Origin of the sequence: Streptomyces sp. B6B3 (genome assembly GCF_039871525.1) — a bacterium.
GTDB lineage: Bacteria > Actinomycetota > Actinomycetes > Streptomycetales > Streptomycetaceae > Streptomyces.
The window spans coordinates 292,425-319,287 of record NZ_JBDPLU010000006.1 but is presented as its reverse complement, the minus strand read 5'-3'; the positions used below and the strand labels follow the sequence as shown (position 1 = coordinate 319,287).

Here is a 26,863-nt window from a genome sequence, read left to right as displayed (position 1 = left end):
GAGCATGAGTTCTCGCAGCGTTTCCCGGCCGTGGCGCGGGGCTCCCGGTCGGGGCGCCCCGCGCCTGGCGGCCTTGGCCGAGGGGGATCTAGGAGGACACGGTCGCCGCGCGCAACCCCACCATCGAGCCGTCCACCCGCGGGACGAAGCCCTGCACGGCGGTGGCGGTGGCGGTGTAGCTGTAGCTGGTGAAGAGCCAGATCCAGGCGGCGTTGTCCTCCAGTTCCTCGGAGACCTGCCGGTAGATGTCCTGGCGGGCAGCGGGATCCTCGGTCGCCCTGCCCTGGGCGAAGAGGTCGTCCAGTTCGGGCGAGCTGTAGCCGGCGACCGGGTTCAGGTTGCCGTTGCTGGTGAAGTAGCGGCCGTACATGCCGTCGGGATCCGGACGCCCGCCGTTGAGGGCGACGGCGGCGTCGAAGTCGCCGGCGACCCAGCGGTCGACGAAGGCGCCGGACTCCAGGACGTCGAGATCGAGGGTGATACCGGCGTCGGCGAGCTGCGACTTGAGGTTCTGCGCCTCGCTGACGGAGGTGGCGTACTCGCCCTGCGAGACGATGGTGGAGATCCGCACGTTCTCCCGGCCGGACGCGGCCAGGTAGTCGGCGGCCCGGTCGAGGTCGCGCTCGGGGCAGGGACGCGCGTCGGGATCCGACCGGTAGGCCGGGGAGGTGACCGGACCGGTGACCTCGCCCTCGCCGAGCGCGGCGGTGTCGAGGACCTGCTGGCGGTCGATGGCGCACTGAACGGCCAGCCGGACGTTCCGGTCGGCGAGCGCGCCGCGATGGGCGTTGAGCTGGAGGACGTGGTAGCTCAACTGCGGTGTCTTCTCCAGGGAGACGGTCCCGCTCTCGGCGGTCTGCGCCACCAGCGGGTCGTCGAAGACGGCCATCTGCACGTTGCCCGACTGGAGCGCCGAGACGATGGCGGACTCGTCCGGGATGACCTGGAACTCCACGCTGTCGAGGGTGACCGGATCGCCCCAGTAGTTCTTGTTCCTGGTCAGGGTGATCGACTGGTTGGCGACGCGACTGTCGAAGGTGAACGGACCGGTGCCGTTCGGCGTCCTGTTGAGTTCCGCCTCGGTGTCGTCCGAGGAGAGGATCGCCATGTTGATGGACGCCAGGTTCGCCGGGAGTGAGGCGTCCGGGGTCGACAGGTGCAGCGCGACGGTGCTCTCGTCGACCGCCTCGACCGACTCGACGGAGTCCAGGGAGGTGGCCGCGACGGCGGCGGTGGCCTCGTCGCCGATCTGCTCGAGGGAGCCGACGACGTCCTCGGAGCCGAACGAGCTGCCGTCGGCGTAGGTGACGCCGGCGCGGAGCGTGAACGTCAGGGTGAGGCCGTCGTCCGTGGCCTCCCAGGACTTCGCGAGTCCGGGGACGACGTTCATGTCCTGGTCCAGCTCGGTCAGCGTGCCGTAGACGGTCTGCATGACGTTGACCGCCTGGAACTGGGTGGCCTTCCAGGGGTACAGGGTGTCGGCGTCCGAGGTGACCCCGACGACGAGCGTGCCGCCGGAGCCGGACGAACCACCGGCGGAGTCGGCGCCCGAACACGCGCCCAGGAACAGCGAGATCGCCACGACCCCGCTCAGCGCCGCGGTGAGGCGGCGGGTTGTCCGCGATCTGTGTGACATGTCTTTCCTCGGTGGTGTGGCGATGCCCGGGCCGGGGGAGGAGCTGGCGCTCCGCCCGGTCGTGGTGCGTGGGGTGGTGAGTGGAGCCGACGAGGGAAGAAACTTACCCTCCTGGATTCTCGTATGTAAATATGTTGCTCGAACGTGTTTGCTGTACCCCTGGGCGCCGATAGCGTTGGCCGCAGCCGGCCCGGCGGCGTGGAGGGAGCGATCGTGGTCGACGAGACGGCCGAACGTCCTGATTCCAGGACGGTGTTGGTGCGGATGCGGGCCGCGTTGCCGTCGCTGCGGCCCTCCGAACGTCGCATCGCGCAGCTGTTCCTCGACGCCCCGGCCGACTCCGCCGACCTGTCCATCGTGGACCTGGCCCGTCGCTGCGGCACGTCGACGACGTCCGTGGTTCGCTTCTACAAGCGCATCGGTTACACCCACTACCGCGACCTGCGCATCGACGTGGCCAGGGAGGCGACCCGGGAGAAGCTGGCGCACGCGGACGTTCCCCCCGTGTCGGGGGACATCGCGGGGGACGACTCACTCGACGAGGTCATCGCGAAGGTCGCTCGGAACGAGACGCTCTCCATCGCCGACACCGCGAGAACCCTGGACCGGGCCGCGCTCGCCAGGGCGGTCGAGTTGGTCCTGGGCGCCCGCCGGGTGGACTGTTTCGGCGTCGGAGCCAGTTCGCTGGTCGGCCTGGACCTTCAGCACAAGCTGACCCGCATCGGGCGCACCGCGCTGCACTGGCCCGATCCGCACACGGCGTGGACCTCGGCGGCGACCCTCGACGCGTCCTGCGTGGTCGTCGCCGTCTCCCATTCCGGCACGACCGCCGACACCGTCGAGTTCCTCACCGTCGCGCGGGGCGCCGGCGCGTCGAGCATCGCGCTCACCAACCACGAACGCTCGCCGCTCGGCCTGGCGGCCGACGTCACGCTGACGACGGCCGCCAGGGAGACCCGGTTCCGTGCCGGTGCCCTCGGCAGCAGGATCGCCCAGCTCATGGTCGTCGACTGCCTCTTCACGGGAGTGGCGAAGTCCTCGTTCGACGTCTCCATGTCGGCCCTGCGCAGCACCTACGCCGCCGTCCACCACCCCGGCACCGCCGGCCAGGACCGACGGGGAACGTGACCGAGCACGACTTGGTCCTGTCCGCCGGACCTTCGTGGATCAGCCCGTGGCTCCCCCAGGCCCCGGGGGCCTGGGAGGTGCCCCCAGGACGCCGTGCATCGCAAGGCGCCGGATCGCCACTCGTACGAAGGGGGCACCTCCCAGGCGGCGTCCGGGGGAGTCGCGGCCCGCGAAGATCCGCCGGACAGGGCTTAGCTCCAGTGCCCCTGCACGGCCGAGTGCAGCAGCCGGACATGGGTGTCGGTGCTCGCCTGGAGCGCCTGCGGGCTGCGGTCGCACCGCTGGCCCCAGGAGACCGTCGCCAGCATCGCCGCCGAGTGGAACACCCCGGCCAGCAGTGCCGGTCGCGGATCGTCCGGGGCGGTGCCCTCCCGGGCCCTGAGTATCTCCGCCAGCCGGCGCTGCTCCTCGGCGGACAGCCGCAGCGCGGCGGCCAGCAGATCGGGCTCGGTGCACATCAGCCGCAGCGACAGCAGGTAACTCTCCACCGCCTCGCCCGTCATCGCGCCCAGCACCGCGCGCCCGGCCTCGCACAGCGTGCGCAGCGGCTCGTCGCCCTCCGGATGCCGCTCCACCTGGGCCAGGAAGACCGCGCTGGCCTCCCGCATCGGCTGCAGCACCAGCTCCTCCTTGCTCGCGAAGTAGCGGAAGAAGGTGCGCTCGGACACCTCGACGGCGTGCGCTATGTCGCCGACCGTGGTGTTGGCGTAGCCCCGGGCCATGAACAACTCAAGACCCGAGCGCAGCAGGTCGTGCTGCGTCCGCAGTTTCCTGCGCTCCCGCAACCCGGGCGACGTTGAGTGCGGTCTCATGGGGGCATGTTACGGCGGCGAAACCGAACTGCCCCCCGAGCGGCGGCAACTGCTCGGTACTCGGCGTCCGTGGTCCGCCACCGGCCGTGCTCGGCGTCCCCCGCCGCCCCGGGCTGACCGGCGGACGGCACAATACGGCGCCATGGACACCTCCCGTGCCGACCAGTTGCTCCGCGAGATCGACCCGCTGCCCCACCCGCGGCGGATGCGGGAGGTGGCTCTCCGGGCCCGCGGGGCCGCGGCCCGCGGCGAACTGCGCGATCTGGTCGAGGCCCTGGCCAGGCACGGTGTGCACGGCCGCCGGCTGGCCGTCGCCGCGGCCGTCGCCGGCCGCGAGAAGGGCTACCTCGCCGGCCGGCTCACCGACCCCGACCCGGTGGTGCGCCGCCGCGCGCAGCGCGCCGCCGGCCGGGCCGGCGTCGGCGACTACGCGATCGAGGTGGCGCTCGAATCCGCCCCCGCCGCCGTCCGCCGGGAGCTGCTCGGCACCATCGTGGCCGAGGGCCGCACCGCGCTCGCCGACCAGCTCGTCGACCGCCACCGCGCGGTGTGGGGCGACGGCGAGGCCGCCCGGCTGCTGCCGGCCTGCGGCCCCGAGGCCGTCGCGCGGCTGCTGCCCGTGCTGCTGTCCGCGCTGCCCAGCTGGCACGCGCTGGTCCGCCGCCATCCGGACGCGGTGCTCGCGGAGGCCGAGCGCCAGCTCGCCGGCCTGCCGGAGGCCTTGCGTCCCGCCTGGTGGGCGCGGCACGCGCGCGGCATGGCGCTGGCCACCGACCCCCGCCCCGCCGCCGTGCTCGACCTGCTGGAGCGCTACCACGCGGGGCCGTTGCCCCACCCGCTGTGGCAGCGGCTGTCCCGCCTCGCCGCCGCCGCGCCGGCCCGTACCCTGCGTCTCCTGCTCGCGCCCGAGCGGGCCGACCAGCTGGGCCGGCACGGCCTGCCCCGGCGGGTGCTGCGCCGGCTGGTCTTCCCGCAGCCTGGAAGGCCGGGAGGCGCCCCCATCGAGCCGCCGGAGCTCACCGCGCTCGCCCGGGCCTGGGCCGGCCGCCCCGGCCGCCTGGCCGAGCTGCTGCGCGCCCTGCCGCCCGCCCGCCGCGCCGACGTCCACGACGCCGCCTTCGACGCCCTCACCACCCCCGCCACCGACGCCCCGGAGGGGCCGGGCGAGCGGGCCGTCGACCACCGGATACTCGAGCTGCTGCCCCGCGCCCGGCGGCACGCCGAGGCCCGGCGCATGGCCGAACGGGCCAGCGAACGAGGACTGCCCCGGCTGACCCGGCTGGCCGCGCTCGCCCACCTGCCCCCCACCGAGGCCAGGCCCGAGCTGCTGGCCGCCACCAGGCACGCCGACGCCGACGAACGCGCCGAGGCCTGGCGGCTGCTGGTCCGGAACGCCGCGGGATCCGCCGACCCCGCCGCCGTCACCACCGTGCTGGCCGACGCCGAGCGGCTGCGCAACGAACAGGACCCCGTGCGCTCCGTCGCCCTCGCCGCGCTGGCCGAGGTGAATCCCGGGCTGATCACCGACGACGCGGTCGACCACCTCGACCGCGTCGCCGCCGACGCCGTCGCGGCCCGCGACTCCTCCGCCCGCACCCGCGCGGCCCTCAGCCGCCTGGCCTGCGCGGTGCTCCGCGAACACGCCGTCACGGCCCAGCGCGACCTCGTGGGCTGGGCGCTGCGCACCGTGGTCCGGCTGTCCGGACACACCGGCGGGGCGGACCTCGGGCGGCTCGACCGCACGCTCCGCCGCGGCCAGGAACACCAGGTCTTCGAGGCGTTGCGGCCCTGGCTGGAGGCGGGCGCGGAGAAGGTCGACCACGGCCTGACGTTCGCCCTCGCCCGGGCCGTCGGGCGGCGCGCCGCCGGCATGCCCGAGCTCCAGGAACTGCTGCGCCAGGCCCTGCAGTTCGGCACGGACGCCACCGCGCGCACCGCCGCCGACCTGTGGCTCGACGATCCGGCGACCCGCGACACCCGGATCGTCGAGGTGCTCGCCCTCGACCCGTCGGCCGCCGTCCTGCCCCCCGCGCTGCGGGTGCTGACCCGGCGCCGCACCGACCTGCTCGACGCGGTGCTCGACGACCCGCCGCCCTACGGCCGCTTCCTCAGCCCCGGCAGCCGCTGGCTGCCGCCGCTCGGCCCCGAGGTGCGGCGCTGGCTGCCGCGCCAGCAGCGGGCGGCCGCCCGCCGGTACGCCCGCGAGGCCGCGGACGCAGCGGCGCCCACCCGGCGCCGTACCGCCGCCATCGCGGCGGTCGCCGTCGTGCCGGAGGCCGGCGTCGAGACGGTGCGGCGCTGGACCGGCTCGCCCGACGTGGCGCTGGCCGAGGCCGCGCTCGCCGCGCTGGTGCGGACCGACCGTCCAGACGAGGCGCTGCCCGAGCTGCTCGCCCACGCCGGGGACGACCGGGCCCGGGTGGCGATGTACGCCGCGGGCCGCGCCGCCCGGCACGTGCCGCCCGCCGAACTCGCGGCGCCGCTGCGCGCGCTGCTGCTGCCCGACCCCGACGCCGGCGTCCCTGGCGCCAAGGTGACCAGCCGCAAGGAGGCGGTGCGGCTCGCCGCGGCCCTGCTGCCGGTCCCCGAGGCCGCCGCCGTGCTCACCGAGACCTACCACCACCCGGGACAGCACCCCGACGTACGCGCCGCCTGCGTCGCCGGCGCCGGCCGGCTGCTCGGCGACGAACGCGCCTGGCGCCTGCTGGGCGACGCGGTCGCCGGCGCCGGCGAACTGGGGCGCGCCCTGCTGCGCGTCACGCCCCTGCAGATCCCCGAGCAGCACCGGGTCCGCTACGCCCAGCTGGTCGTCGGGCTCTCCGCCACCGCCGACCGCGAGCTGCTGCCCGCGGTGCACCACGCGCTGTGCGAATGGGGCCCCTGGGCGCCCGAGTCCGCGGCGGTCCTGGCCCGCGCGGCCACCGCGACGGGCGTCGGCGACACCTGGAGCAGCGCCGCCCGGGCGCTGGGCCTGCTCGCGCTCACCGCGCCCGGGCCCCGCGCCGGCCTGCTCGCCGTCCTCGACCAGCTGGCCGCCACGGACGCCCGTCCCGAGACGCCCGACGGAGACCCCGACGAGGACCGCCCGGCCAGGCCGCGCGTCGCCCTGCTGGCGAGCCAGCTGTCGTCGGCCGCCGGGCCGCGCCCGGCCGAGGCCCGCCCGCTCGCCGCCGAGGCCGGCGAACTGCTGGCCCGCCACCCGGACTTCGTCCCCGACGCGGCCCGACTGCTGCTCGCCGCCGTGGATCTCGACGCCGGCCCCGACGCCCTCGGCGAGGCGCTGTCCCGACTGGCCTGGCTGCACCACGACCGCCCCGCGCTCGCCGCCCGCACGGCAGACGCGCTGCGCCGCAGGCTGACGCACCCGACCCTGCCGGGAGACCCCGGCACGCTGCTCACCGTCGCGGGCCGGCTGGGGGCGGAGGGCGGCGCCGCCGCGGGACAGTTCGCGGTCCAGCTGACCCGGGTCGGCGGCGCCCGCTCGGACTGGGCGGCGCCCTGGCGGGAACTGCTGCGCTGGCTGCGCCGCCATCCCGTGCCCGACGTCCGCGACGCGGCGCTCGCCCAGCGCGCCACCCGCGCGTAGGCGCCGGCGACCGGTCGAGTCCCGGCCGAGCCGCGCGCCTGGCCCCCCGATCGTCGGTGGCTCCTGCCAGAATGCAGACCGCGGCGCACCGGGCGCCGGGAAAGCGGAGCGTTGATCGTGACAGAGTCGGTCGCAGGCCGGTCCATCGAAGGCAGGATCGCCGAGGAGTTGGGCGTTCGGGAGGGGCAGGTGACGGCGGCCGTCGGTCTGCTCGACGGCGGCGCCACGGTGCCCTTCGTCGCCCGCTACCGCAAGGAGGTCACCGGCGCGCTCGACGACGCGCAGCTGCGCGCGCTCGAGGAACGGCTGCGCTACCTGCGGGAGCTCGAGGAGCGGCGCGCGGCGATTCTCGAGTCGGTGCGCGGGCAGGGCAAGCTGGACGCCGAGTTGGAGGCGAAGATCCGCGGCGCCGAGACCAAGGCCCGCCTGGAGGACATCTACCTGCCGTACAAGCCGAAGCGCCGCACCAAGGCCCAGATCGCCAGGGAGGCCGGTCTGGAACCGCTCGCGGACGGGCTGCTGGGCGACCCCGGGGTGCTGCCCGCGGCGGCGGCCGCCGCCTTCGTGGACGCCGAGCGCGGCGTGCCGGACACGGACGCCGCGCTGGCCGGCGCCCGGGCCATCCTCACCGAGCGCTTCGCGGAGGACGCCGACCTGCTCGGCGAGCTGCGCGAGCGGATGTGGACCACCGGCCGGCTGGTGTCCCGGGTCAGGGAGGGCAAGGAGGAGGCCGGCGCCAAGTTCTCCGACTACTTCGACGTCGCGGAGCCGTTCACGGGTCTGCCGTCGCACCGGACCCTGGCCATGTTCCGGGGCGAGAAGGAGGAGATCCTCGACCTCACCCTGGACCCGGAGGCGGAGGACGCGGCCGCGGACGCCGCCGAACGCCCCGGACCGAGCTGGTACGAGGGCGCGATCGCGGGACGCTTCGGCATCGAGAACCACGGCCGCCCCGCCGACCCGTGGCTCGCCGAGACGGTGCGCTGGGCCTGGCGCACCCGGATCCTCGTGCACCTCGGCATCGACCTGCGGACCCGGCTGCGCACCGCCGCTGAGGACGAGGCGGTGGCCGTCTTCGCGGCGAACCTCCGCGACCTGCTGCTGGCCGCGCCCGCGGGCACCCGGTCCACCATGGGCCTCGACCCCGGGCTGCGCACCGGCGTGAAGGTGGCCGTGGTGGACGCCACCGGCAAGGTCGCCGCCACCGACACGATCTACCCGCACGCCCCGCAGCGGCGCTGGGACGAGGCGCTGACCCGGCTCGGCGCCCTGGCCCGCGAGCACGGCGTCGAGCTGATCGCCATCGGCAACGGCACGGCCTCCCGGGAGACCGACAAGCTGGCCGGCGAGCTGATCGCCCGGCACCCCGAGCTGAACCTCACCCGGATGGTGGTCTCCGAGGCCGGCGCCTCGGTGTACTCCGCCTCCGCCTATGCCGGCCAGGAGCTGCCCGAGCTCGACGTGTCGCTGCGCGGCGCGGTGTCCATCGCCCGCCGGCTGCAGGACCCGCTGGCCGAGCTGGTCAAGATCGACCCCCGGTCCATCGGCGTCGGCCAGTACCAGCACGACCTGTCCGAGGTGAAGCTGTCCCGTTCGCTGGACGCGGTCGTCGAGGACTGCGTGAACGGCGTGGGCGTGGACGTGAACACCGCCTCGGTGCCGCTGCTGGCCCGGGTCTCCGGCATCGGCACCACGCTGGCCGAGCACATCGTCAGCCACCGCGACGCGAACGGCCCGTTCCGCGACCGGGGCGGGCTGAAGCAGGTGCCCCGGCTGGGCCCGAAGGCGTTCGAGCAGTGCGCCGGATTCCTTCGCATCCGCGGCGGCGACCCGTTGGACGCCTCCGCGGTGCATCCCGAGGCGTACCCCGTGGTGCGCCGCATGGTCTCGGCCTCCGGTTCCGAGGTCCCCGAGCTGGTGGGGAACGCCCGGCTGCTGCGCACCCTGAAGCCCCGGGACTTCGTCGACGAGGTCTTCGGCCTGCCGACCGTCACGGACATCCTGCGGGAGCTGGAGAAGCCGGGCCGGGACCCGCGTCCGGCCTTCCGCACCGCGCGGTTCAAGGAGGGCGTGGAGAAGATCGGCGACCTCACCCCCGGGATGATCCTGGAGGGCGTGGTCTCGAACGTCGCCGCGTTCGGTGCCTTCGTGGACGTCGGCGTCCACCAGGACGGCCTGGTGCACGTCTCGGCGATGTCCCGGAAGTTCGTCTCGGACCCGCGCGAGGTGGTCAAGCCCGGCGACATCGTCACGGTGCGGGTGCTCGGCGTGGACGTGCCGCGGAAGCGGATCTCGCTGACCCTGCGGCTGGACGACGAGCCGGGCGCGGGCGGCGGCCCCGCCGGCCAGGGCGGCGGTCGCGGCCGGGAGGATCGCGGCGGACGGGAGGACCGCGGCGGCCGGGGCGGCCGCGGCGGAGGTGGCGGTGGGGGCGGAGGCGGCGGTGCCCCGCGCCAGCGCGACCGGCGCGGCGGGGGCGGCGGCGGTGGGGGCGGCGGTCAGCGCGGCCAGCGCCGGGATGCCGCCCCGGAGAACAGCGCCATGGCGGACGCGCTGCGCCGGGCCGGCCTGCTCGGCCCGGACCGCGGCCGGCGCTGAGCCGCCGAGCCGCCGAGGAGCGAAAAGGCGGTTGCCCCGGCCCGGGGCAACCGCCTACAGTCGACGACGGCTCTGTTGTCGTCGTGGGGAGAGCCCGTTGAACATCTGAGGTCGTCGGACACCGTGAGCCCGTCGGCAGCGCGCACCGTCGCGCCGCCGCGCCGCGCGCACGACCTCGGATACCACGGCCCGCGGCCCTTGTCGCCGTCTCAGCAGCCGTTCCGACCGCCAGCCCGTCCCGGGCCCGGTGTCTGCCTGTGTCGCCCGTCACTGGACACCACTCCTGGGAGGCCGGAATGGCTACCTCAACCACTCATGTCAGCTGTCACGGTCTGCGTTTCGCCTGGCCGGACGGCACCCCCCTGTTCGAGGGACTCGATCTGGCGATCGGGCCGGGACGCACCGGCCTCATCGGGGTCAACGGCACCGGCAAGTCGACGCTGCTCCGGCTGATCGCCGGAGAGCTGCGCCCGGCCGCCGGCACGGTGCGGACCGCCGGCCAGGTGGGCTACCTGCGGCAGAACCTCACCCTGGACACCGCGCAGCCCGTGGACCGGGTGCTGGGCATCGACCGCACCCGTGCCGCACTGCACGCCATCGAGGCGGGCGACGCCAGCGAGGAGAACTTCGCGGCCGTCGGCGACGACTGGGACGTCGAGGAGCGCACCCGCGCCACCCTCGACCAGCTCGGCCTCGGCCACGTGGCGCTCGACCGACGCGTCGGCCAGCTCTCCGGCGGCGAGACCGTGCTGCTCCGGCTGGCCGCGCTGCTGCTGCGCCGCCCGGAGATCCTGCTGCTCGACGAGCCGACGAACAATCTCGACCTGGACGCCAGGGAGCGGCTGTATGCCGCCGTGAGCGCCTGGCACGGGGTGCTCGTGGTGGTCAGCCACGACCGGGAGCTGCTGGAGCGGGTCGACCAGATCGCCGACCTGCGCGACGGCGGCGTCCGCTGGTTCGGCGGCACGCTCTCCGAGTACGAGGACGCGCTGGCCGTCGAACAGGAGGCCGCCGAGCGGATGGTGCGCGCTGCCGGGGCCGACGTGCGGCGGCAGAAACGCGACCTGATCGAGGCGCACGACAAGCTGGCCGGGCGGGCCAGCCAGGGCCGGCGGGCCGCGGAGACCAAGGGCCTGCCGCGCATCGTGGCGGGGGCGCGCAAGCGCTCCGCCCAGGAGTCGGCGGGCAAGCACCGGATCCTGCACGAGGAGCGCCTGGCCCAGGCCAGGGAGCGCCTCGAACACGCCGAGGAGGCGGTGCGGGACGACGACGAGATCCGGGTCGACCTGCCGCACACGGAGGTCCCGGCCCGGCGGCGGGTGCTCAGCCTGCGGGACCTGCTGCCGCGCCACGGCGGTCGCGTGGACCTGGAGGTGCAGGGCCCGGAGCGGATCGCCCTGCTGGGCCGCAACGGCGCCGGTAAGACCACGTTGCTCGACACCGTGGCCGGGGCGGTGGAGCCGTGCGAGGGCGAGGTGGCGCCGTACGTTCCGCTGCGCTACCTGCCGCAGCGGCTGGACATCCTGGACGAGTCGCTGAGCATCGTGGAGAACGTCAGGCGGCTGGCGCCGGGCGCCGAGCCGCAGCGCATCCGTGCCCAGCTGGCCCGGTTCCTGTTCCGCAAGGAGCGGCCCGACCAGCGGGTCGGCACGCTCTCCGGCGGCGAGCGCTTCCGCGCCTCGCTCGCCGCGCTGATGCTGGCCGAGCCCGCGCCGCAGCTGCTGATGCTGGACGAGCCGACCAACAACCTCGACCTGGCCAGCGTGCGGCAGCTCACCACCGCCCTGGAGTCCTACCGGGGGGCGCTGCTGGTGGCCAGCCACGACCGGCCGTTCCTGCGGGACCTGGGGATCACCCGCTGGCTGTACCTGGACGACGGCCTGACCGAGACGGACCCGCCGTGACCCGGGGCCTCAGGCGTCCTCAGGACATCTGAGTGGACTGGAGCCGGGCGTACAGGCCGCCGCGCCGCAGCAGGTCGGCGTGGCGGCCGATCTCCCGGATCCGGCCCTGCTCCATGACCACGATGCGGTCGGCCTCGCGCACCGTGGAGAGCCGGTGCGCGACCACGAAGACGGTGCGCCCGCGCATCAGGCGGTCCATCGCCTCCTGCACCAGCGCCTCCGAGCGGGTGTCCAGCGCGGAGGTGGCCTCGTCGAGCACCAGGATCCGCGGGTCGCGGATCAGCGCCCGGGCGATGGCGATGCGCTGCCGCTGGCCGCCGGAGAGCCGGGCGCCGCGCTCCCCGACCACCGTCTCCAGGCCCTGCGGCAGGCGTTCCACGAACTCCAGGGCGTTGGCGTCCCGCAGCGCGCCGCGCACGCTCTCCGGATCGACGTCCCCCAGGCCGTACCCGACGTTCTCCCGGATGCTGCCCTCGAACAGCACGGAGTCCTGCGGCACCACCGACAGGAAGCGCCGGTAGGTGCGCAGGTCGAGGAGCGACATGTCGGTGCCGTCGAGCAGGATCCGGCCCGACTGGGGGCGGATGAAGCCGATCAGCAGGTTCAGGACGGTCGACTTGCCGGCCCCCGAGGCGCCGACCAGGGCGATGGTCTCGCCGGGCGGCACCGACAGGGTGAAGTCGACGATCGCCTGCGGCCCGTCGTTCCCGTAGCTGAAGTTGACGTCCTCGAACTCCAGGCGGCCCTTGACCGCGTTGACCTCGTGCTTGCCCGCGTTGACCTCCAGGTCGGGCGCCTGGAGCACCTCGCCGACGGAGCGCACCGACTCCAGGCCCTTGCTGATGATGGGCGTCAGCGCCATCAGCACGCTCGTGGAACTGGTGAGGGTGGTGAAGAACGTGCTGAGCATGACCACGTCGCCGGCGGTGATCGGCAACCAGCTGTGGTAGGAGATCAGCGCCGCCCCGGCCAGGAACCCGATGCCCAGCGCGTTGAGCATGATCCAGGCCAGCGCGCTGAAGTGCCCGTTGAGCAGGTCGAGCCGTATGCCCGCGGTGAGCACCTGGCGCAGCGTGCCGTCCACCCGGTTCAGCGCCGTGCGCTCCAGGCCGTGGGCCCGGGTGACGGGGATCAGGCTGGTCATCTCCCCGACGCGGGTGGATAGTTGCTCCACCTGACGGCGGAACTGCTCGTTGCGGTTGCGGAGTCGGCCACGCAGCCGGCGCACCAGAAGGGCGGCGGTCGGCACCACCACGACGAAGACGGGCAGCGCGGCCGGCACCCGGAAGCCGATCACCATCAGCCCACCGGTGAGCGTGATGATCGCGGCCAGTCCGTTGTCCGCGGTCTGCTGCACCGACTGCTCGATGTTCTCCACATCGCGGATCACCTTGGTCTGCAGGGCGCTGGCGCTCGTCCGGGAGTGGTAGCCGATGGACAGTTCCTGCATCCGCCGGCACAGCGCGGAGCGCAGCACGGTGCCGGTGCGGCGGACGCTGCCGTGCATGCAGCGGACGTACAGCAGGTGAGTGGGGTAGTTGAGCATGAGGACGACCAGCAACACCCCGGTGTTGACGCCGAGCTCGGAGACCGGGCGGCGCTCGACGACGATGTCGATGATGTTCGCGGTGATCAGCGGCAGCAGCCAGACCGGGCTGTGCTTGACGATGAACGCCAACACCGCGACGAGCAGCCGTGGGTGGTCCTTCCGGAAGAGGTAGACGAGCGTCCGCACCGGGTGTTCCCCCTGGTAGCGGTGGTCCAGGGGGCCTTGCGGCAGTGCCATGAGAGCAGTACTCCAGCGTCCAGACAATCCAGGGAAAGCGGTCGGAATGACCTTGCCCCCGATGCCCGTCGAACACTCCCTGAAATGTATGCAGCAAGAGGGATCTGCCCTTTTCCTTCTTGTTCGGGGGTATTCATATACATGGTGATAGTACTTATGGATGGCGTCGAGCGTGCCGAAACGGCCGGAGTGCCGCTGCCCGGTAGTCAGATTTCTCAACTTCCGTATCGTCGCGAAACGTGACGCCGTCGCGGGCCGGCGCTCACGCCGGTGTCCGCGCGGCGCTGGTTCGCAACTACGCGCTCTGCCAGTCGGGTGATGCGGCGTCCGGGAATCTCGTACACGTCAATCGGTCCCAAATGGCCAGGCATCAAAAGCGCTCGGTCGGAACTTATCCGATATGCGACTAATTCCGGTCAGCGGGTCAAGTTGCCCTGGCACATGCCAAGACTCGGGGGCATCCACCAGCGCACGAGAGACTCCCACGGACCAGAGAGCCGGTGCCCACATCATGGACATTCGATCGGTCGCCCCTCCCCGACCCGCGCCCGCCCTCACCGGCGCGTGGCGCTTCACGGCCGCCCCCCTGGACGTCGCGGTGCCACAGATCCGGCACGCGGTGCGGGACCTGCTGCGCCGCCAGCAGGCCCCGCTCTCCGCCGACCTCCTGCACGGCGTGCTGCTGATCGTCTCCGAACTGGTGACCAACGCCGTGCGGCACGCCGCCCTGCTCACCCCGGTGATCGGCGTCGAGGTGCGCCTGGAACCGGGCTGGGTGCGGCTGGCGGTCGAGGACGGTCACCCCTACCGCCCGACCGCGCTGCGGGTCGCCCCCGAACAGGAGACCACGGGCGGGCGGGGCCTGCTCCTGGTCAGGGCCACGGCCGAGAGCGCCGGCGGCGACTGCGGGGTGGAGCCCACCGCCGACGGCGGGAAACGGACGTGGGCGGCGCTGCCGCTGGACCCCGCCCGCCCGTGACGTCACCGGCCGTCGCTCACCAGCCGGCGGTCCCGCCGGTCACCTGGCGGATCGCCGGCCTGGCCGCGTCGAGCACGGTCATGAACCAGGCGGAGAACGGCGCCTCCGCGTGCCGCTGGGCCAGCTCCGCCGGGGTGACGAACGCGGTCCGCGACACCTCGTCCGGGTCGGGCCGCGGCGTCGCCGTCACCCGGCCCGCGAAGAGGTGGTTGAACTCCCGCTCCACCAGCCCGGACGCCGGATCCGGATGGTGGTAGCTGACCGTGCCGGCCTCCCGCAGCGACGCGGGCGCCACGCCCAGCTCCTCGACCGTCCGCCGGGTGGCCGCCAGGAACGGCGGCTCGCCCGGATACGGATGCCCGCAGCAGGTGTTCGACCACACGCCGGGGGAGTGGTACTTCCCGTCGGCCCGGCGCTGGAGCAGCAGCCGGCCGGTCGGATCGCAGAGGAACACCGAGAACGCGCGGTGCAGTCGCCCGGGTGGCTGGTGCGCGGCGAGCTTCTCCGCGGTGCCGGTCGTCCGGCCGGTCTCGTCCACCAGTTCCAGCAGGATCGGCTCCGTGGCGGCCGCCGTGCCGCCGGCCACGCTCCCCGGCCCACTCTCGGGCAGGCTCTCGGACATGGGCACCCCTCCGTGTGAGGACTCCGGTCTCCCGGTGTGCCACCGGGCGGTCACGATCAGTGTGCCCCACCCGGTCAGTGGCACGGGCGGGGTTCGTGTGCCGCGTGCCCGCTCGGCTCCAGCTGGAAGGTGCAGTGCGTGACGTCGAAGTGCTCGCCGAGGCAGCCCTGCAGGTCGTGCAGCATCCGCTCGTGCCCCACCGTGTCGAGCGCCTCCTGGCTCACCACCACGTGCGCGGAGAGCGCCGGCATGCCGGAGGTGATCGTCCACACGTGCAGATCGTGCAGACCCTCCACGCCCGGCAGGCCCAGGATGTGCCGGCGCACGTCGGCCGTCACGACGTCCCGGGGCGCCGCCTCCAGCAGCACGTCCAGCGCCTCCCTGGCCAGCCGCACCGTGCGCGGCACGATCATCAGCGCGATCAGCAGTGAGGCGATCGGGTCGGCGCGCTGCCAGCCCGTGACGAGGATCACCCCCGCCGCCAGCACCACGGCCAACGACCCCAGGGCGTCCGCGAGCACCTCGAGGAACGCGCCGCGCACGTTCAGGCTGTCCCGCTGGCCGCGCCGCAGCAGCGCCAGCGAGGCGCCGTTCAGCGCCAGGCCGAGCACGCCGAAGAGGAGCGTCTGGCCGCCCGGCACCTCGGCCGGATCGCGCAGCCGGTCGATCGACTCGACCAGGATGTAGCCGCCCACGCCGAGCAGCAGCAGGCAGTTCGCCAGCGCCGCGAGGATCTCCATCCGCGCGAAGCCGAAGGTGCGGCGGTCGCTGGTGGGCCGGTTCGCCACGTGGATGGCCAGCAGGGCCACGGCGATGCCCACCGCGTCGGTCGCCACGTGGCCGGCGTCCGCGAGCAGCGCCAGCGAGCCGGTGACCGCGCTGCCCACCAGTTCCGCCAGCAGCAGCGCGCAGGCGATCGCCAGGGCGACCCCGAGCCGGCCCCGGTAGGCGGCTCCCGCGGTACCGGGGGCGTCGGGGCCGCCGTGGCCGTGTCCGGCTCCCATGCGATCACGCCTCCGATGCTCCGGCTGCCAACCCCACCACTCCCACCCTCAGTGAACTACGGGCGGGGGGTATCCGGCAACGCGGCACTGAACACCGTTGTCATGTGCCCTGACCTGCGCTTTCGGCGACCCGTCCCGGAGCCCGGACGAGGGTCTCAGGAATGCCGGTGGCGCCAGCCCGCCCAGGCCGAGGAGACCATCTCGGCAGCGTCCCGACGCGCGGTGAAGCCGAGCAGCCGGCGCGCCCGGTCCGCCGAGGCCACCACCCGCGGCGGGTCGCCGGCGCGCCGCGGCGCGACCTGGGCGACCGGCTCCCGACGCCCGGTCAGCTCGGCGACCAGACCGGCCAGCTCCCGCACCGAGACGCCCCGGCCGGTGCCGATGTTCGCGGTGAGCTCGGCCGGCCCCGCGTCCGGACGCGCGTCCCTCAGCCACCGGGCCGCGGCCAGGTGCGCGTCGGCCAGATCGGCCACGTGCACGTAGTCCCGCACGCACGTGCCGTCCGGCGTCGGATAGTCGTCGCCGTAGATCAGCGGCGCCTCGCCGCGGTCCAGCCGCTCGAAGAAGGCCGGGATGATGTTGGAGGAGCCGGCGTCCGCCAGCTCGGGGCGCGCCGCGCCGGCCACGTTGAAGTACCGCAGGCAGGCGGTGGAGATGTCGTGAACGCGTCCGGCGGCCCGCACCAGCCACTCGCCGGCCAGCTTCGTCTCGCCGTAGGGGTTCACCGGCTGACACGGCGTGTCCTCGGTCACCAGGTCGACGTCGGGCGCGCCGTAGACCGCCGCGGAGGAGGAGAACACGAAGTGCCGCACCCGGGCCTCGGCCACCGCCTCCAGCAGCACCGTCAGGCCGTGCACGTTGGCCCGGTAGTAACGCATCGGCTGGGTCACGGACTCCCCGGCCTGCTTCAGCGCCGCGAGGTGGACGACGCCGGTGATCTCGTGCTCCGCCAGGGTCGCGTCGAGGAGCGGGCGGTCGAGAACCGAGCCGCGCACCGCCGGCACGCCGTCGGGCAGTCGCTCGACCAGCCCCGTGCTGAGGTCGTCCAACACCACCACGCGCTCGCCCGCGTCCGTCATGGTGTGGACCACGTGGGCCCCTATGTACCCGGCGCCGCCGGTGATGAGCCAGCTCATGACGGCAGCTTAGGCGCACGCCTGGCCCCGCCGCCGTGCTGACCCCGGTTCGCGATCGCCCACTCGCGTAAGGTCGCGCCAGACGACGACACTGCGTCATGCGTGAACGACGGGTGACCTCAGCCCTACGTCATTCTTGCCGCAGGGTTGTCATCAGATAATCTCAGCGCGTCGTGCGGCCCGCAGAGTGCGTGCCGCCCCGAGGAGTGAGTCCAGCTGTCCATCGCCATCCTGACCGGCCCGCCCCTGGCGGGGACCTCCCTCACGGACGACCTGCGCGCGCTGGGATTCTCGGTGCGGGTGGCGGACGAGGCGGCGGAGCCCGGCGGGCTGGTGCGGGAGCTGGCGGCCGTCCCGGCTGGCGAGCGGGTCGCGGTCGTCGACCCACGGTTCACCGGGCACCGGCACAGCCTCAGGCTCGGCCTCACCGACCCGCGCTTTCCGGCGGCCGCCGTCCCCGGCGCGGTCACCGTCCAGCACCCGGCCCGCGCGGCCCTCGCCGCCGCGGTGCCCGCCGACCAACCGGTTGGGACCGGCGATCCGGAGCCGGCGGGTCCGGCGGCCGGCACCGCCCCGGGCGGCACCGCCCCGACCGCCGCGCCCCCGACCACCGGCCTGGCCGACCGGATCGCCGCGCGGCTGGCCGCCGCCGGGACGCCCGTGCACCGCCCCGAGCTCGGCACGCTGGTGGCCGAGGTCCCGGACACCGCCGCCGACCGGGAGCGCGCCCTGGCCAGGATCGCCGCGGTCGACGACGAGGCGGTGCGGCTGCGCACCGCGGTGAAGTCCCGCGACGGCTTCTTCACCACCCACTTCGTCAGCCCGTACTCGCGCTACCTGGCCCGCTGGTGCGCCCGCCGCGGCCTGACCCCCAACCAGGTCACGACCGCGTCGCTGCTGACCGCTCTGGTCGCCGCCGGCTGCGCCGCCACCGGCACCCGTGCCGGCTACGTCGCCGCGGCCGTGCTGCTGCTCGCCTCCTTCGTGCTCGACTGCGCGGACGGCCAGCTGGCGCGCTACGCGCTGCGCTACTCCACGCTCGGCGCCTGGCTGGACGCCACGTTCGACCGGGCCAAGGAGTACGCCTTCTACGCCGGGCTCGCGCTCGGCGCGGCCAGGAACGGCGACGACGTCTGGGCGCTGGCGCTTGCGGCGATGGCCCTGCAGACCTGTCGCCATATCGTCGACTTCGCCTTCAACGAGGCCCACCAGACCCACCAGACCCACCAGGCAGACCACGGGAAGCAGGTCCCGGCCGCCGGTGACGCGCCGGACACACCGACCACGGCGGCACGGCGGAACCCCGCCGCAACGCTCTCGGGGCGGCTCGACCGGATCGGCTGGACCGTGTGGCTGCGCCGCATGGTCGTGCTGCCGATCGGCGAGCGCTGGGCGCTGATCGCCGTGCTCACCGCGCTGACCACGCCGCGCACCACCCTGGTCGTGCTGCTCGTCGCCGGCGGCTTCGCCGCCTGCTACACCACGGCCGGCCGGCTGCTGCGCTCCACCCGCCGGACCAGGACGCCCGAGCCCGCCGCCGGGGTGCTGGCCGACCTCACCGACAGCGGCCCGCTGGCCACCGCGCTGTCCCGACCCGGGCCCCGCGGCACCGGGGCGTTCACCGCCCCGCTGTGGGCGCTGGCCGGCGTCCTGTCGCTGCTCGGCGTCCTGCTGCTGGCCGGCGCCGGCTGGTACGCGGTCGGCGCCGCCGCGCTCTACGCCCTGTGCGCCGGGCGGGCGCTCGCCGGCCCGCTGGACCGCCCGCTGGACTGGCTGCTGCCGCCGCTCTTCCGCGCCGGCGAGTACGGCGGCCTCCTCGTGCTCGCCGTGACCGCAGGTGCCAGCGGTGCGTCAGACAACGAGTTGCACAACAAGGTGAATACGGCATTGCCGGCGGCTTTCGTTCTCATGGCGGCTTGCGCCTACCATCACTACGACACGGTGTACCGCCTGCGGGGCGGCGCCGGAGCGCCCCCGCGCTGGCTGACCAGCACCACCGGCGGCCACGAGGGACGCGTTCTGGTGATCACCGCCGCCGCCGCACTGTGGGCGGAGGGACAAGGTTTCACCACGGCGCTGGCGGCCCTTGGCGGGGCTCTGGCGCTTCTGGTGCTGGGGGAGAGCATCCGTTTCTGGATCTCCTCCCGAGCACCAGCCGTACACGACGAAACAGGAGTACCCGGATGATCGGCCTCGTGCTGGCCGCCGGCGCCGGCCGGCGCCTTCGCCCCTACACCGACACCCTGCCCAAGGCACTGGTGCCGGTCGCCTCGACGGACGACGGCGAGGAGAGAACGGTCCTGGACCTGACCCTGGCCAATTTCGCCGAGGTCGGCCTGGCCGAGGCGGCGATCGTCGTCGGCTACCGCAAGGAGGCCGTGTACGAGCGCAGGGCGGCGCTGGAGCGCCGGTACGGGGTGCGGCTCACCCTCGTGGAGAACGACAAGGCCGAGGAGTGGAACAACGCCTACTCCCTGTGGTGCGCCCGGGACGTGATCGCCGAGGGCGTCATCCTCGCCAACGGCGACACCGTGCACCCCGCCTCCGTGGAGCGGACGCTGCTGGCAGCCCGCGCTCCGGGGCGCCGGATGGTGCTCGCCCTGGACACCGTGAAGAGCCTGGCCGACGAGGAGATGAAGGTCGTCACGGACCCGGAGAAGGGCCTCCAGCGGATCACCAAGCTGATGCCCCCGGCCGAGGCCACCGGCGAGTACATCGGGGTCACCCTGATCGAGTCCGAGGCCGCCGCCGACCTGGCCGACGCCCTGCGCACCACCTTCGAGCGCGACCCGCAGCTGTACTACGAGGACGGCTACCAGGAACTGGTGGACCGCGGCCTCCGTGTCGACACCGCGCCCATCGGCGACGTCAGCTGGGTGGAGATCGACAACCACGAGGATCTCGCCAGGGGAAGGGAGATCGCGTGCCGGTACTGACCCGCCTCATCCCGTCTCCGGTCTCCGTCGACATCACCGCCGGCGCCCTGGACAACCTGGCGGGGCTCCTCGCTGACCAGCGGATCTCCTCGTCGGGGCGGCTGGCCGTCGCGATCAGCCGCGGCTCGGGCGCCGCGCTGCGTGACCGGCTGGCCCCGGCCCTGCCGGGCGCCGACTGGTACGAGGTGGCGGGTGGCACCATCGACGCGGCCGTGGAGCTCGCCGACAGCATGCGCTCGAGCCACTACGACGCGGTGGTGGGGCTCGGCGGCGGCAAGATCATCGACGCCGCGAAGTACGCCTCGGCGCGCGTCGGCCTGCCGATGGTGGCCGTCGCGACCAACCTCTCCCACGACGGCATCTGCTCGCCCGTGTCGATCCTCGACAACGACGCGGGGCGCGGCTCCTACGGGGTGCCGACGCCCATCGCGCTGGTCGTCGACCTCGACGTGATCCGCGACGCGCCGGTCCGCTACGTGCGCTCCGGCATCGGCGACGCGGTCTCCAACCTGTCCGCCGTCGCCGACTGGGAGCTGTCCCACCGGGAGACCGGCGAACAGATCGACGGGCTGGCCGCGGCCATGGCCCGGCAGGCCGGCGAGGCGGTGCTGCGCCATCCGGACGGCTGCGGCGACGACGCCTTCCTCACGGTGCTCTCCGAGGCGCTGGTGCTCTCCGGCATCGCCATGTCGATCGCCGGGCACACCCGGCCCTCGTCCGGCGGCTGCCACGAGATCTCGCACGCCCTGGACGTGCTCTATCCCCGCCGCTCCGCCCTGCACGGCGAACAGGTCGGGCTGGGCGCGGCGTTCGCCACCCATCTGCGCGGAGAGTCCGAGCTGGCCGTGCTGATCGCCGAGGTGCTGCGGCGCCACGGGCTGCCCGTGCTGCCCGAGGAGATCGGCTTCGACACCGAGGAGTTCGTGGCCGCGGTGGCGTTCGCCCCACAGACCCGCCCCGGCCGCTACACCATCCTCGAGCACCTCGACCTGACCAACGACGAGATCAGAGACGCGTACGCGGACTATGTCAAAGCCATCAGTAGCTGAACTCCGGCCGGTCGTGCACCCGCCGGGCGTGACGGACCGGCGCAGCGGCGAGCACTGGGCCGGGCGCATGTACATGCGCGAGATCTCGTTGCGCTGGACGCGGCACCTGGTGACCACCAGGATCACCGCCAACCAGCTCACCTATCTGATGGTCCTCGCCGGCGTCGCCGCCGGGGCGGCGCTGCTGGTCCCCGGGGTGCCGGGGGCGGTGGCCGCCGCCCTGCTGATCCAGCTCTACCTGCTGCTCGACTGCGTGGACGGCGAGGTGGCCCGCTGGCGGTCGCAGACCTCGGTCACCGGCGTCTACCTCGACCGGGTCGGCCACTACCTGGCGGAGGCGGCCCTGCTGGTCGGCTTCGGCCTGCGGGCGGCCGGCGTCCTCGGCGGCGAGGATCCGGCGCCGAACTGGCTGTGGGCCTTCCTCGGCACGGTCGCCGCGCTGGGGGCGATACTCATCAAGGCGGAGACGGACCTCGTCGACGTCGCCAGAAGCCGGGCGGGCCTGCCCGCCGCCGGGGAGGGGGCAGTCGCCCCCCGCGCCGCCGGCCTCGCGCTGGCCCGCCGGGCCGCCTCGGCACTGCGCTTCCACCGGCTGATCGGCGGCGTCGAGGCGTCCCTGCTGATCCTGGCGGTGGCCGTGCTCGACGCCCTGGCCGGCGACGGGGCGGACGCGCTCTTCTTCACCCGGCTCGGCGTGGCGGTGCTGACCGCGATCGCCGTGGTCCAGGTGGTGCTCCACCTGGTGTCCGTCCTCGCGTCCAGCAGGCTGCGGTGATCGCGGTGGGTACGGCGCAGCTGAAGCTGGGAGCGGTGGTCCTGACCAGAGGCGACCGCCCGGAGGCCCTGTGCGCCCTGCTGGACTCGGTGTCCGGGCAGGAGGGCGACAGCGTCGAGGTGGTGGTCGTCGGGAACGGCTCCGGCCTGCCTGAGCTGCCCGCCGGGGTGCGCAGCGTGGAGCTCCCGGAGAACCTCGGCATTCCCGGCGGCCGGAACGTCGGCATCGAGACCTTCGGGCCGAACGGCGAGGACGTCGACGTGCTGCTGTTTCTGGACGACGACGGACACCTTCCGGACAATGGCACGGCCGAGGCGGTGCGCGCCGCCTTCGACGCGGACCCGCAGCTCGGCATCATCAGCTTCCGCATCGCCGACCCGGACAGCGGGGTCACCCAGCGTCGACACGTGCCGCGGCTGCGCGCCTCCGACCCGGAGCGTTCCTCCGAGGTCACCACGTTCCTGGGCGGCGCGAACGCGGTCCGCACCCAGGTGTTCCAACAGGTCGGCGTGTTGCCCGAGCACTTCTTCTACGCGCACGAGGAGACCGACCTCGCCTGGCGTGCGCTGGACGCGGGCTGGCGCATCGACTACCGGGCCGACCTGGTGCTGCACCATCCCACCACGCTGCCCTCGCGACACCCCCTCTACCACCGCATGACGGCCAGGAACCGGGTCTGGCTGGCCCGGCGCAACCTGCCGTTCCTCCTGATGCCCGTCTACCTGGCGGTGTGGACGCTGATCACGCTGGCCAGGCGGCCCTCCCGGTCCGCGCTCAAGGCGTGGCTCGGCGGCTTCGCGGAGGGCTGGCGCACCCCCTGTGGCGCCCGCAGGCCGATGCGCTGGCGTACTGTGTGGCGTCTGACCCGGCTGGGTCGACCTCCCGTCATCTGACCCCGGCGGATCTGAGAGTATCCAGGGAATTACCGCACCGCACGTAAGTACCCTGTGAGGACTTACGCACCTTGGCGGTGCCACGGCTGCGCTCTGTGAGGACGAGAGTTACAAGGTGAGTCAGACAACGCACGTCGGTGCGTCCCCCCGGGACGAGTCACTGGCCGACCTGGCGGCCCGTCACGGGCTGTCCGTCAGCGGCGCCCGCCCCCCGCTGCCCGAGTACGTCCGGCAGCTGTGGGGGCGGCGGCACTTCATCCTGGCCTTCTCCCAGGCGAAGCTGACGGCGCAGTACAGCCGGGCCAAGCTGGGACAGCTCTGGCAGGTGCTGACGCCGCTGCTCAACGCGGTCGTGTTCTTCCTGATCTTCGGCATCCTGCTCGGCGCCCGAGGGGGGATGAGCAAGGCCGAGTACATTCCGTTCCTGGTGACCGGGGTGTTCGTCTTCGCGTTCACCCAGCAGTCGGCGATGTCCGGCGTGAAGTCCATCGCGAACAATCTCGGCCTGGTGCGGGCCCTGCACTTCCCCCGGGCCTCGCTGCCGATCTCGTTCTGCCTCCAGCAGCTGCAGCAGCTGCTGTACTCCATGATCGTGCTCATCGTGATCATGCTGAGCTTCGGGCAGTACCCGGACCTGACCTGGTTCCTGGTGGTGCCGGCGCTGACGTTGCAGTTCGGCTTCAACGCCGGCCTGGCGCTGATCTTCGCCCGGATGGGCAGCCGCACCCCCGACCTGGCCCAGGTGCTGCCGTTCGTGATGCGCACCTGGATGTACGCGTCCGGCGTGATGTTCCCGATCCGGTCCATGGTGGAGGAGCGCGCCAACGGTCCGTCCTGGGTGGCGGATATCCTGTCCGCCAACCCCGCCGCGGTGTACATGGACCTGATGCGTTTCGCGCTGATGGACGGCGGCTACGCGAACACCGTGCCGGCCGAGACCTGGCTGTACGCGCTCGGCTGGTCCGTGCTTCTCGGCCTCGGGGGCTTCGTGTACTTCTGGAAGGCGGAGGAACGATATGGCCGCGACTGAGGGGAACGTTCCGGACACGCCGGTCGAGGACGACCGCGTCCCGACGGTGATCGCGGACGGCGTGCACATCGTCTACCGCGTCTACGGCGCCAGGAGCCGGGGGAGTGGCGCCGCGGCGCTGCGCCGGATACTGCGCGGCGAGCGCACCCCGCGGGTGCAGGAGGTGCACGCCGTCAAGGGCGTCAGCTTCGTCGCCTACCGGGGCGAGGCCATCGGGCTCATCGGCTCCAACGGCTCCGGCAAGTCCACCCTGCTGCGCGCCATCGCCGGCCTGATCCCGCCGGAGCGTGGCCGGGTCTACACCGGCGGTCAGCCCTCGCTGCTGGGCGTCAACGCGGCCCTGATGAACGACCTCACCGGCGAGCGGAACGTCGTGCTCGGCGGCCTGGCGATGGGCATGACGCGCGAGCAGGTCAAGGAGCGCTACCAGGAGATCGTCGACTTCTCCGGGCTCAACGACCGGGGCCAGGACTTCCTGGCCATGCCCATGCGGACCTACTCGTCCGGCATGCAGGCCCGGCTGCGGTTCTCCATCGCCGCGGTCAAGGACCACGACGTGCTGATGATCGACGAGGCGCTGGCCACCGGCGACAAGATGTTCCGCAAGCGCTCCGAGGCGCGCATCCGGGAGATGCGCTCCGAGGCCGGCACCGTCTTCCTGGTCAGCCACAGCAACAAGTCGATCAGGGACACCTGCGAGCGGGTGCTGTGGCTGGAGAAGGGCGAGCTGCTGATGGACGGGCCCACCGAGGAGGTGCTCGCGGCGTACGAGGAGCACGCCAACAACGCGAGCGGCATCGCGCGCCCTCGACCGCGTGTCCGAAAGAAGAATCATCAGACCGTGCAGTAAAAATATCTGTATGACCAATCTCCGGTGCTCCTCCGTTCGGAGTCCCACGGCGTCGGGGTGCCTCCCCGACCGCCACCAGGCCCCGGGGTGGGGATGTCGCCCGTGACGACCGCCCCGACGGAGGAGCGGGCCAGGGAACTGCTGACGAAGGCCGGCCGGGAGAACTTCCCGGTCGCCCCCCGTTTCCTGCCCCGGGCCTGGCGCGACGACCTGATGGCCGTCTACGGCTTCGCCCGGCTCGTCGACGACGTCGGCGACGGAGATCTGGACCCCGACGTCCCGCACGCCGCCCTGCTCGGTCTGCCGCCCGCCCGGGCGGCGGACCGGCTGGCCCTCCTCGACGCCGTCGAGGACGACCTGCGGCGGGTCTTCGACAGCGCCCGCGGCGGCACCCCGCCGCGGCACCCGCTGCTCCGCGATCTGATCCCGACCGTGCGGCGGACCGGCCTGGACCCCGGCCCGTTCACCGACCTGATCGAGGCCAACCGGCTCGACCAGCGGGTGCACAGGTACGCCGACCAGGAGCAGCTGCTCCGCTACTGCGAACTGTCGGCCAACCCGGTCGGTCGGCTGGTGCTGGCCGTCACCGGCACCGCCACCCCCGAGCGGGAGCGGTGCTCCGACGCCGTCTGCACCGCGCTGCAGCTCATCGAGCACCTCCAGGACACCGCGCAGGACCTCGCCCGCGGCCGGATCTACCTGCCCGCCGCCGACCTGCGCCGCTTCCGGGTCAGCGAGGCCGACCTGGCCGCGCCGTCCGCCAACGCCTCGGTGCGCACCCTGGTGGCCTACCAGACGGAGCGGGCACGTAGGCTGCTCGACCAGGGCGCGCCCCTGGTGGGCAGCGTCCGGGGGCGGCTGCGGCTGCTGCTCGCCGGATTCGTCGGCGGCGGCCGGGCGGCCGCCCGGGCCATCGCTGACGCTGGCTTCGACGTGCTCGCCGGCCCACCCCGTCCGACGCGGCGCCGGCTGCTGTACGCGACGGGCTCGACTCTGGGCACGGCCGGCATCCCGGGGTGGACGGGACCGACACAGCGAAGAGGAACATGAGCTCCAGACCTTCCCCAGGACCCGGTCCGGGGGCATCCCCGTCGCGGCGCCCCGCGCCCCCGCCCGCCGTGGTCGCCGCCTACCGGTACTGCGAGATCGTCACGGGACAGCACGCCCGCAACTTCGCCTACGGCATCCGGCTGCTGCCCGCCGCCAAGCGCCACGCGCTGTCCGCGCTGTACGCCTTCGCCCGGCGCGTCGACGACATCGGCGACGGCCTGCTCCCCGCGACGGTCAAGGAGAACCGGCTGGTGGAGACCCGGGCGCTGCTGGACCGGGTGCGGGAGGAGGCGATCCCGGAGGACGCCACCGACCCGGTCGCGGTGGCCCTCAGCCACGCCGCCCGCCGCTTCCCCATCCCGCTGGGCGCCCTCGACGAACTCATCGACGGCGTGCTGATGGACGTGCGGGGACGGACCTACGAGACGTGGGACGACCTGCGGTTCTACTGCCGCTGCGTGGCCGGTTCCATCGGCCGGCTGTCGCTGGGCGTCTTCGGCACGCTGCCCGGGGTGCGCGGCACCGACCGGGCCCCGGAACACGCCGACACGCTGGGCCTCGCGCTCCAACTCACCAACATCCTCCGCGACGTCAGGGAGGACGCCGCGCAGGGCCGCAGCTACCTGCCGGCCGAGGACCTGCGGAAGTTCGGGTGCTCCCCGACGGAGTCCGGGGGAGCGCAGGAGCACGCCCACCTGCCGCCGGGGGCCGACTTCGCCGGCCTGGTGCGGTTCCAGGCCCGACGCGCCCGGGAGCTGTTCGCCGACGGCTTCCGGCTGTTGCCGATGCTCGACCGCCGCTCCGCGGCCTGCACCGCCGCGATGGCCGGCATCTACCACCGACTGCTCGACCGCATGGAGGCCGAGCCGCTGGCCGTGCTGCGCGGCCGGGTCGCGCTGCCCGTCCCGCAGAAGCTGCTGGTCGCGGTCCGTGGCCTGTCGGGAGTCGACAGCCGGCGGCACCGACCGTGACGCACGTCCCGCCCCCCGACCCCGCCACGGCCCCACCAGGCCCGCCCGCCCGGGCGGGGCACCCGACCCCCGAGCCGGTCGCTCCCGCCGGGCCGACCGGGCCGGTCAGGTCGGCAGC

At 73.7% G+C, this 26,863-nt stretch carries 20 protein-coding genes; 14 read left to right on the top strand and 6 right to left on the bottom strand.

The genetic code is table 11. The annotated features are described in order from the left end of the window. Window positions 1–88: 88 nt before the first annotated feature. Window positions 89–1,636 carry an ABC transporter substrate-binding protein gene (locus tag ABGB06_RS16025; protein WP_347589701.1) on the bottom strand — a complete coding sequence of 516 codons (1,548 nt, stop codon included), beginning with the start codon at window positions 1,634–1,636 and terminating at the stop codon, window positions 89–91. Window positions 1,637–1,849: 213 nt separating this feature from the next. Between ABGB06_RS16025 and ABGB06_RS16020 the strand changes: the two genes are divergently transcribed. Continuing rightward, window positions 1,850–2,764 carry a MurR/RpiR family transcriptional regulator gene (locus ABGB06_RS16020; RefSeq protein ID WP_347589699.1) on the top strand — a complete coding sequence of 305 codons (915 nt, stop codon included), beginning with the start codon at window positions 1,850–1,852 and terminating at the stop codon, window positions 2,762–2,764. Between the two features lie 191 nt (window positions 2,765–2,955). On the opposite strand, the gene ABGB06_RS16015 is transcribed toward ABGB06_RS16020, so the two are convergent. After that, window positions 2,956–3,576 carry a TetR family transcriptional regulator gene (locus ABGB06_RS16015; protein ID WP_347589697.1) on the bottom strand — a complete coding sequence of 207 codons (621 nt, stop codon included), beginning with the start codon at window positions 3,574–3,576 and terminating at the stop codon, window positions 2,956–2,958. Between the two features lie 142 nt (window positions 3,577–3,718). On the opposite strand from ABGB06_RS16015, the gene ABGB06_RS16010 reads away from it, so the two are divergent. From ABGB06_RS16010 to ABGB06_RS16000, 3 genes are all read left to right on the top strand, one after another. Next, window positions 3,719–7,162 (top strand): hypothetical protein, encoded by a 3,444-nt coding sequence (locus ABGB06_RS16010; RefSeq protein ID WP_347589695.1) that lies wholly within the window; start codon window positions 3,719–3,721, stop codon window positions 7,160–7,162. A gap of 117 nt (window positions 7,163–7,279) precedes the next feature. Further along, window positions 7,280–9,760 (top strand): Tex family protein, encoded by a 2,481-nt coding sequence (locus ABGB06_RS16005; RefSeq protein WP_347589693.1) that lies wholly within the window; start codon window positions 7,280–7,282, stop codon window positions 9,758–9,760. 296 nt (window positions 9,761–10,056) lie between these two features. Next, window positions 10,057–11,664, top strand: a complete 1,608-nt coding sequence (locus ABGB06_RS16000) for an ABC-F family ATP-binding cassette domain-containing protein (protein ID WP_347589691.1) — start codon at window positions 10,057–10,059, stop codon at window positions 11,662–11,664. A 19-nt stretch (window positions 11,665–11,683) separates the two neighbouring features. Here ABGB06_RS16000 and ABGB06_RS15995 read toward each other — a convergent pair whose 3' ends face one another. Continuing rightward, complete coding sequence (locus tag ABGB06_RS15995; RefSeq protein ID WP_347589689.1) at window positions 11,684–13,450, bottom strand: ABC transporter ATP-binding protein; 1,767 nt, start codon at window positions 13,448–13,450, stop codon at window positions 11,684–11,686. A 511-nt stretch (window positions 13,451–13,961) separates the two neighbouring features. Here ABGB06_RS15995 and ABGB06_RS15990 point away from each other — a divergent pair. Continuing rightward, window positions 13,962–14,429: an ATP-binding protein gene (locus ABGB06_RS15990; RefSeq protein ID WP_347589687.1), complete on the top strand. Its 468-nt coding sequence runs from the start codon at window positions 13,962–13,964 to the stop codon at window positions 14,427–14,429. 16 nt (window positions 14,430–14,445) lie between these two features. Here ABGB06_RS15990 and idi read toward each other — a convergent pair whose 3' ends face one another. The 3 genes from idi to galE form a co-directional block, all read right to left on the bottom strand. Beyond that, the gene (idi, locus tag ABGB06_RS15985) at window positions 14,446–15,051 is read right to left on the bottom strand and encodes an isopentenyl-diphosphate Delta-isomerase (RefSeq protein WP_347589685.1); all 606 of its coding nucleotides are present in this window, start codon (window positions 15,049–15,051) and stop codon (window positions 14,446–14,448) included. Between the two features lie 74 nt (window positions 15,052–15,125). Further along, a complete protein-coding gene (locus ABGB06_RS15980) occupies window positions 15,126–16,055 on the bottom strand; it encodes a cation diffusion facilitator family transporter (protein WP_347589683.1) in 930 nt (309 codons plus the stop codon). Between the two features lie 155 nt (window positions 16,056–16,210). Continuing rightward, complete coding sequence (gene galE, locus ABGB06_RS15975) at window positions 16,211–17,191, bottom strand: UDP-glucose 4-epimerase GalE (protein WP_347589681.1); 981 nt, start codon at window positions 17,189–17,191, stop codon at window positions 16,211–16,213. Window positions 17,192–17,407: 216 nt separating this feature from the next. Between galE and ABGB06_RS15970 the strand changes: the two genes are divergently transcribed. The 9 genes from ABGB06_RS15970 (at window position 17,408) to hpnD (ending at window position 26,745) form a co-directional block, all read left to right on the top strand. Then, entirely contained in the window at window positions 17,408–19,378 is a 1,971-nt protein-coding gene (locus tag ABGB06_RS15970; RefSeq protein WP_347589852.1) for a DUF5941 domain-containing protein, read from the top strand. Next, the gene (locus ABGB06_RS15965) at window positions 19,375–20,127 is read left to right on the top strand and encodes a phosphocholine cytidylyltransferase family protein (RefSeq protein ID WP_347589679.1); all 753 of its coding nucleotides are present in this window, start codon (window positions 19,375–19,377) and stop codon (window positions 20,125–20,127) included. The genes ABGB06_RS15970 and ABGB06_RS15965 overlap by 4 nt, the downstream gene beginning before the upstream one ends. Then, complete coding sequence (locus ABGB06_RS15960) at window positions 20,115–21,176, top strand: iron-containing alcohol dehydrogenase family protein (RefSeq protein WP_347589677.1); 1,062 nt, start codon at window positions 20,115–20,117, stop codon at window positions 21,174–21,176. Before ABGB06_RS15965 ends, ABGB06_RS15960 begins: the two co-directional genes overlap by 13 nt. After that, window positions 21,154–21,951: a CDP-alcohol phosphatidyltransferase family protein gene (locus tag ABGB06_RS15955; RefSeq protein ID WP_347589675.1), complete on the top strand. Its 798-nt coding sequence runs from the start codon at window positions 21,154–21,156 to the stop codon at window positions 21,949–21,951. Before ABGB06_RS15960 ends, ABGB06_RS15955 begins: the two co-directional genes overlap by 23 nt. A 20-nt stretch (window positions 21,952–21,971) precedes the next feature. Continuing rightward, window positions 21,972–22,844: a glycosyltransferase family 2 protein gene (locus tag ABGB06_RS15950; RefSeq protein WP_347589850.1), complete on the top strand. Its 873-nt coding sequence runs from the start codon at window positions 21,972–21,974 to the stop codon at window positions 22,842–22,844. Window positions 22,845–22,959: 115 nt separating this feature from the next. After that, window positions 22,960–23,874 carry an ABC transporter permease gene (locus tag ABGB06_RS15945; RefSeq protein WP_347589673.1) on the top strand — a complete coding sequence of 305 codons (915 nt, stop codon included), beginning with the start codon at window positions 22,960–22,962 and terminating at the stop codon, window positions 23,872–23,874. After that, on the top strand, window positions 23,861–24,724 hold the full coding sequence (locus ABGB06_RS15940; RefSeq protein ID WP_347589671.1) for an ABC transporter ATP-binding protein: 864 nt from the start codon (window positions 23,861–23,863) through the stop codon (window positions 24,722–24,724). Before ABGB06_RS15945 ends, ABGB06_RS15940 begins: the two co-directional genes overlap by 14 nt. Window positions 24,725–24,826: 102 nt before the next feature. After that, complete coding sequence (gene hpnC, locus ABGB06_RS15935) at window positions 24,827–25,774, top strand: squalene synthase HpnC (protein ID WP_347589669.1); 948 nt, start codon at window positions 24,827–24,829, stop codon at window positions 25,772–25,774. After that, window positions 25,771–26,745, top strand: coding sequence for a presqualene diphosphate synthase HpnD (hpnD, locus tag ABGB06_RS15930; RefSeq protein ID WP_347589667.1), 975 nt, complete (start codon window positions 25,771–25,773; stop codon window positions 26,743–26,745). Before hpnC ends, hpnD begins: the two co-directional genes overlap by 4 nt. Window positions 26,746–26,863 lie beyond the last annotated feature (118 nt).

Coding starts and splice junctions, on each gene's coding strand:
- ABGB06_RS16025 (WP_347589701.1), bottom strand. CDS start 1,636: ATGTCACACAGATCGCGGACAACCCGCCGCCTCACCGCGGCGCTGAGC.
- ABGB06_RS16015 (WP_347589697.1), bottom strand. CDS start 3,576: ATGAGACCGCACTCAACGTCGCCCGGGTTGCGGGAGCGCAGGAAACTG.
- ABGB06_RS16010 (WP_347589695.1), top strand. CDS start 3,719: ATGGACACCTCCCGTGCCGACCAGTTGCTCCGCGAGATCGACCCGCTG.
- ABGB06_RS16000 (WP_347589691.1), top strand. CDS start 10,057: ATGGCTACCTCAACCACTCATGTCAGCTGTCACGGTCTGCGTTTCGCC.
- ABGB06_RS15995 (WP_347589689.1), bottom strand. CDS start 13,450: ATGGCACTGCCGCAAGGCCCCCTGGACCACCGCTACCAGGGGGAACAC.
- ABGB06_RS15990 (WP_347589687.1), top strand. CDS start 13,962: ATGGACATTCGATCGGTCGCCCCTCCCCGACCCGCGCCCGCCCTCACC.
- idi (WP_347589685.1), bottom strand. CDS start 15,051: ATGTCCGAGAGCCTGCCCGAGAGTGGGCCGGGGAGCGTGGCCGGCGGC.
- ABGB06_RS15980 (WP_347589683.1), bottom strand. CDS start 16,055: ATGGGAGCCGGACACGGCCACGGCGGCCCCGACGCCCCCGGTACCGCG.
- galE (WP_347589681.1), bottom strand. CDS start 17,191: ATGAGCTGGCTCATCACCGGCGGCGCCGGGTACATAGGGGCCCACGTG.
- ABGB06_RS15965 (WP_347589679.1), top strand. CDS start 19,375: ATGATCGGCCTCGTGCTGGCCGCCGGCGCCGGCCGGCGCCTTCGCCCC.
- ABGB06_RS15955 (WP_347589675.1), top strand. CDS start 21,154: ATGTCAAAGCCATCAGTAGCTGAACTCCGGCCGGTCGTGCACCCGCCG.
- ABGB06_RS15940 (WP_347589671.1), top strand. CDS start 23,861: ATGGCCGCGACTGAGGGGAACGTTCCGGACACGCCGGTCGAGGACGAC.
- hpnD (WP_347589667.1), top strand. CDS start 25,771: ATGAGCTCCAGACCTTCCCCAGGACCCGGTCCGGGGGCATCCCCGTCG.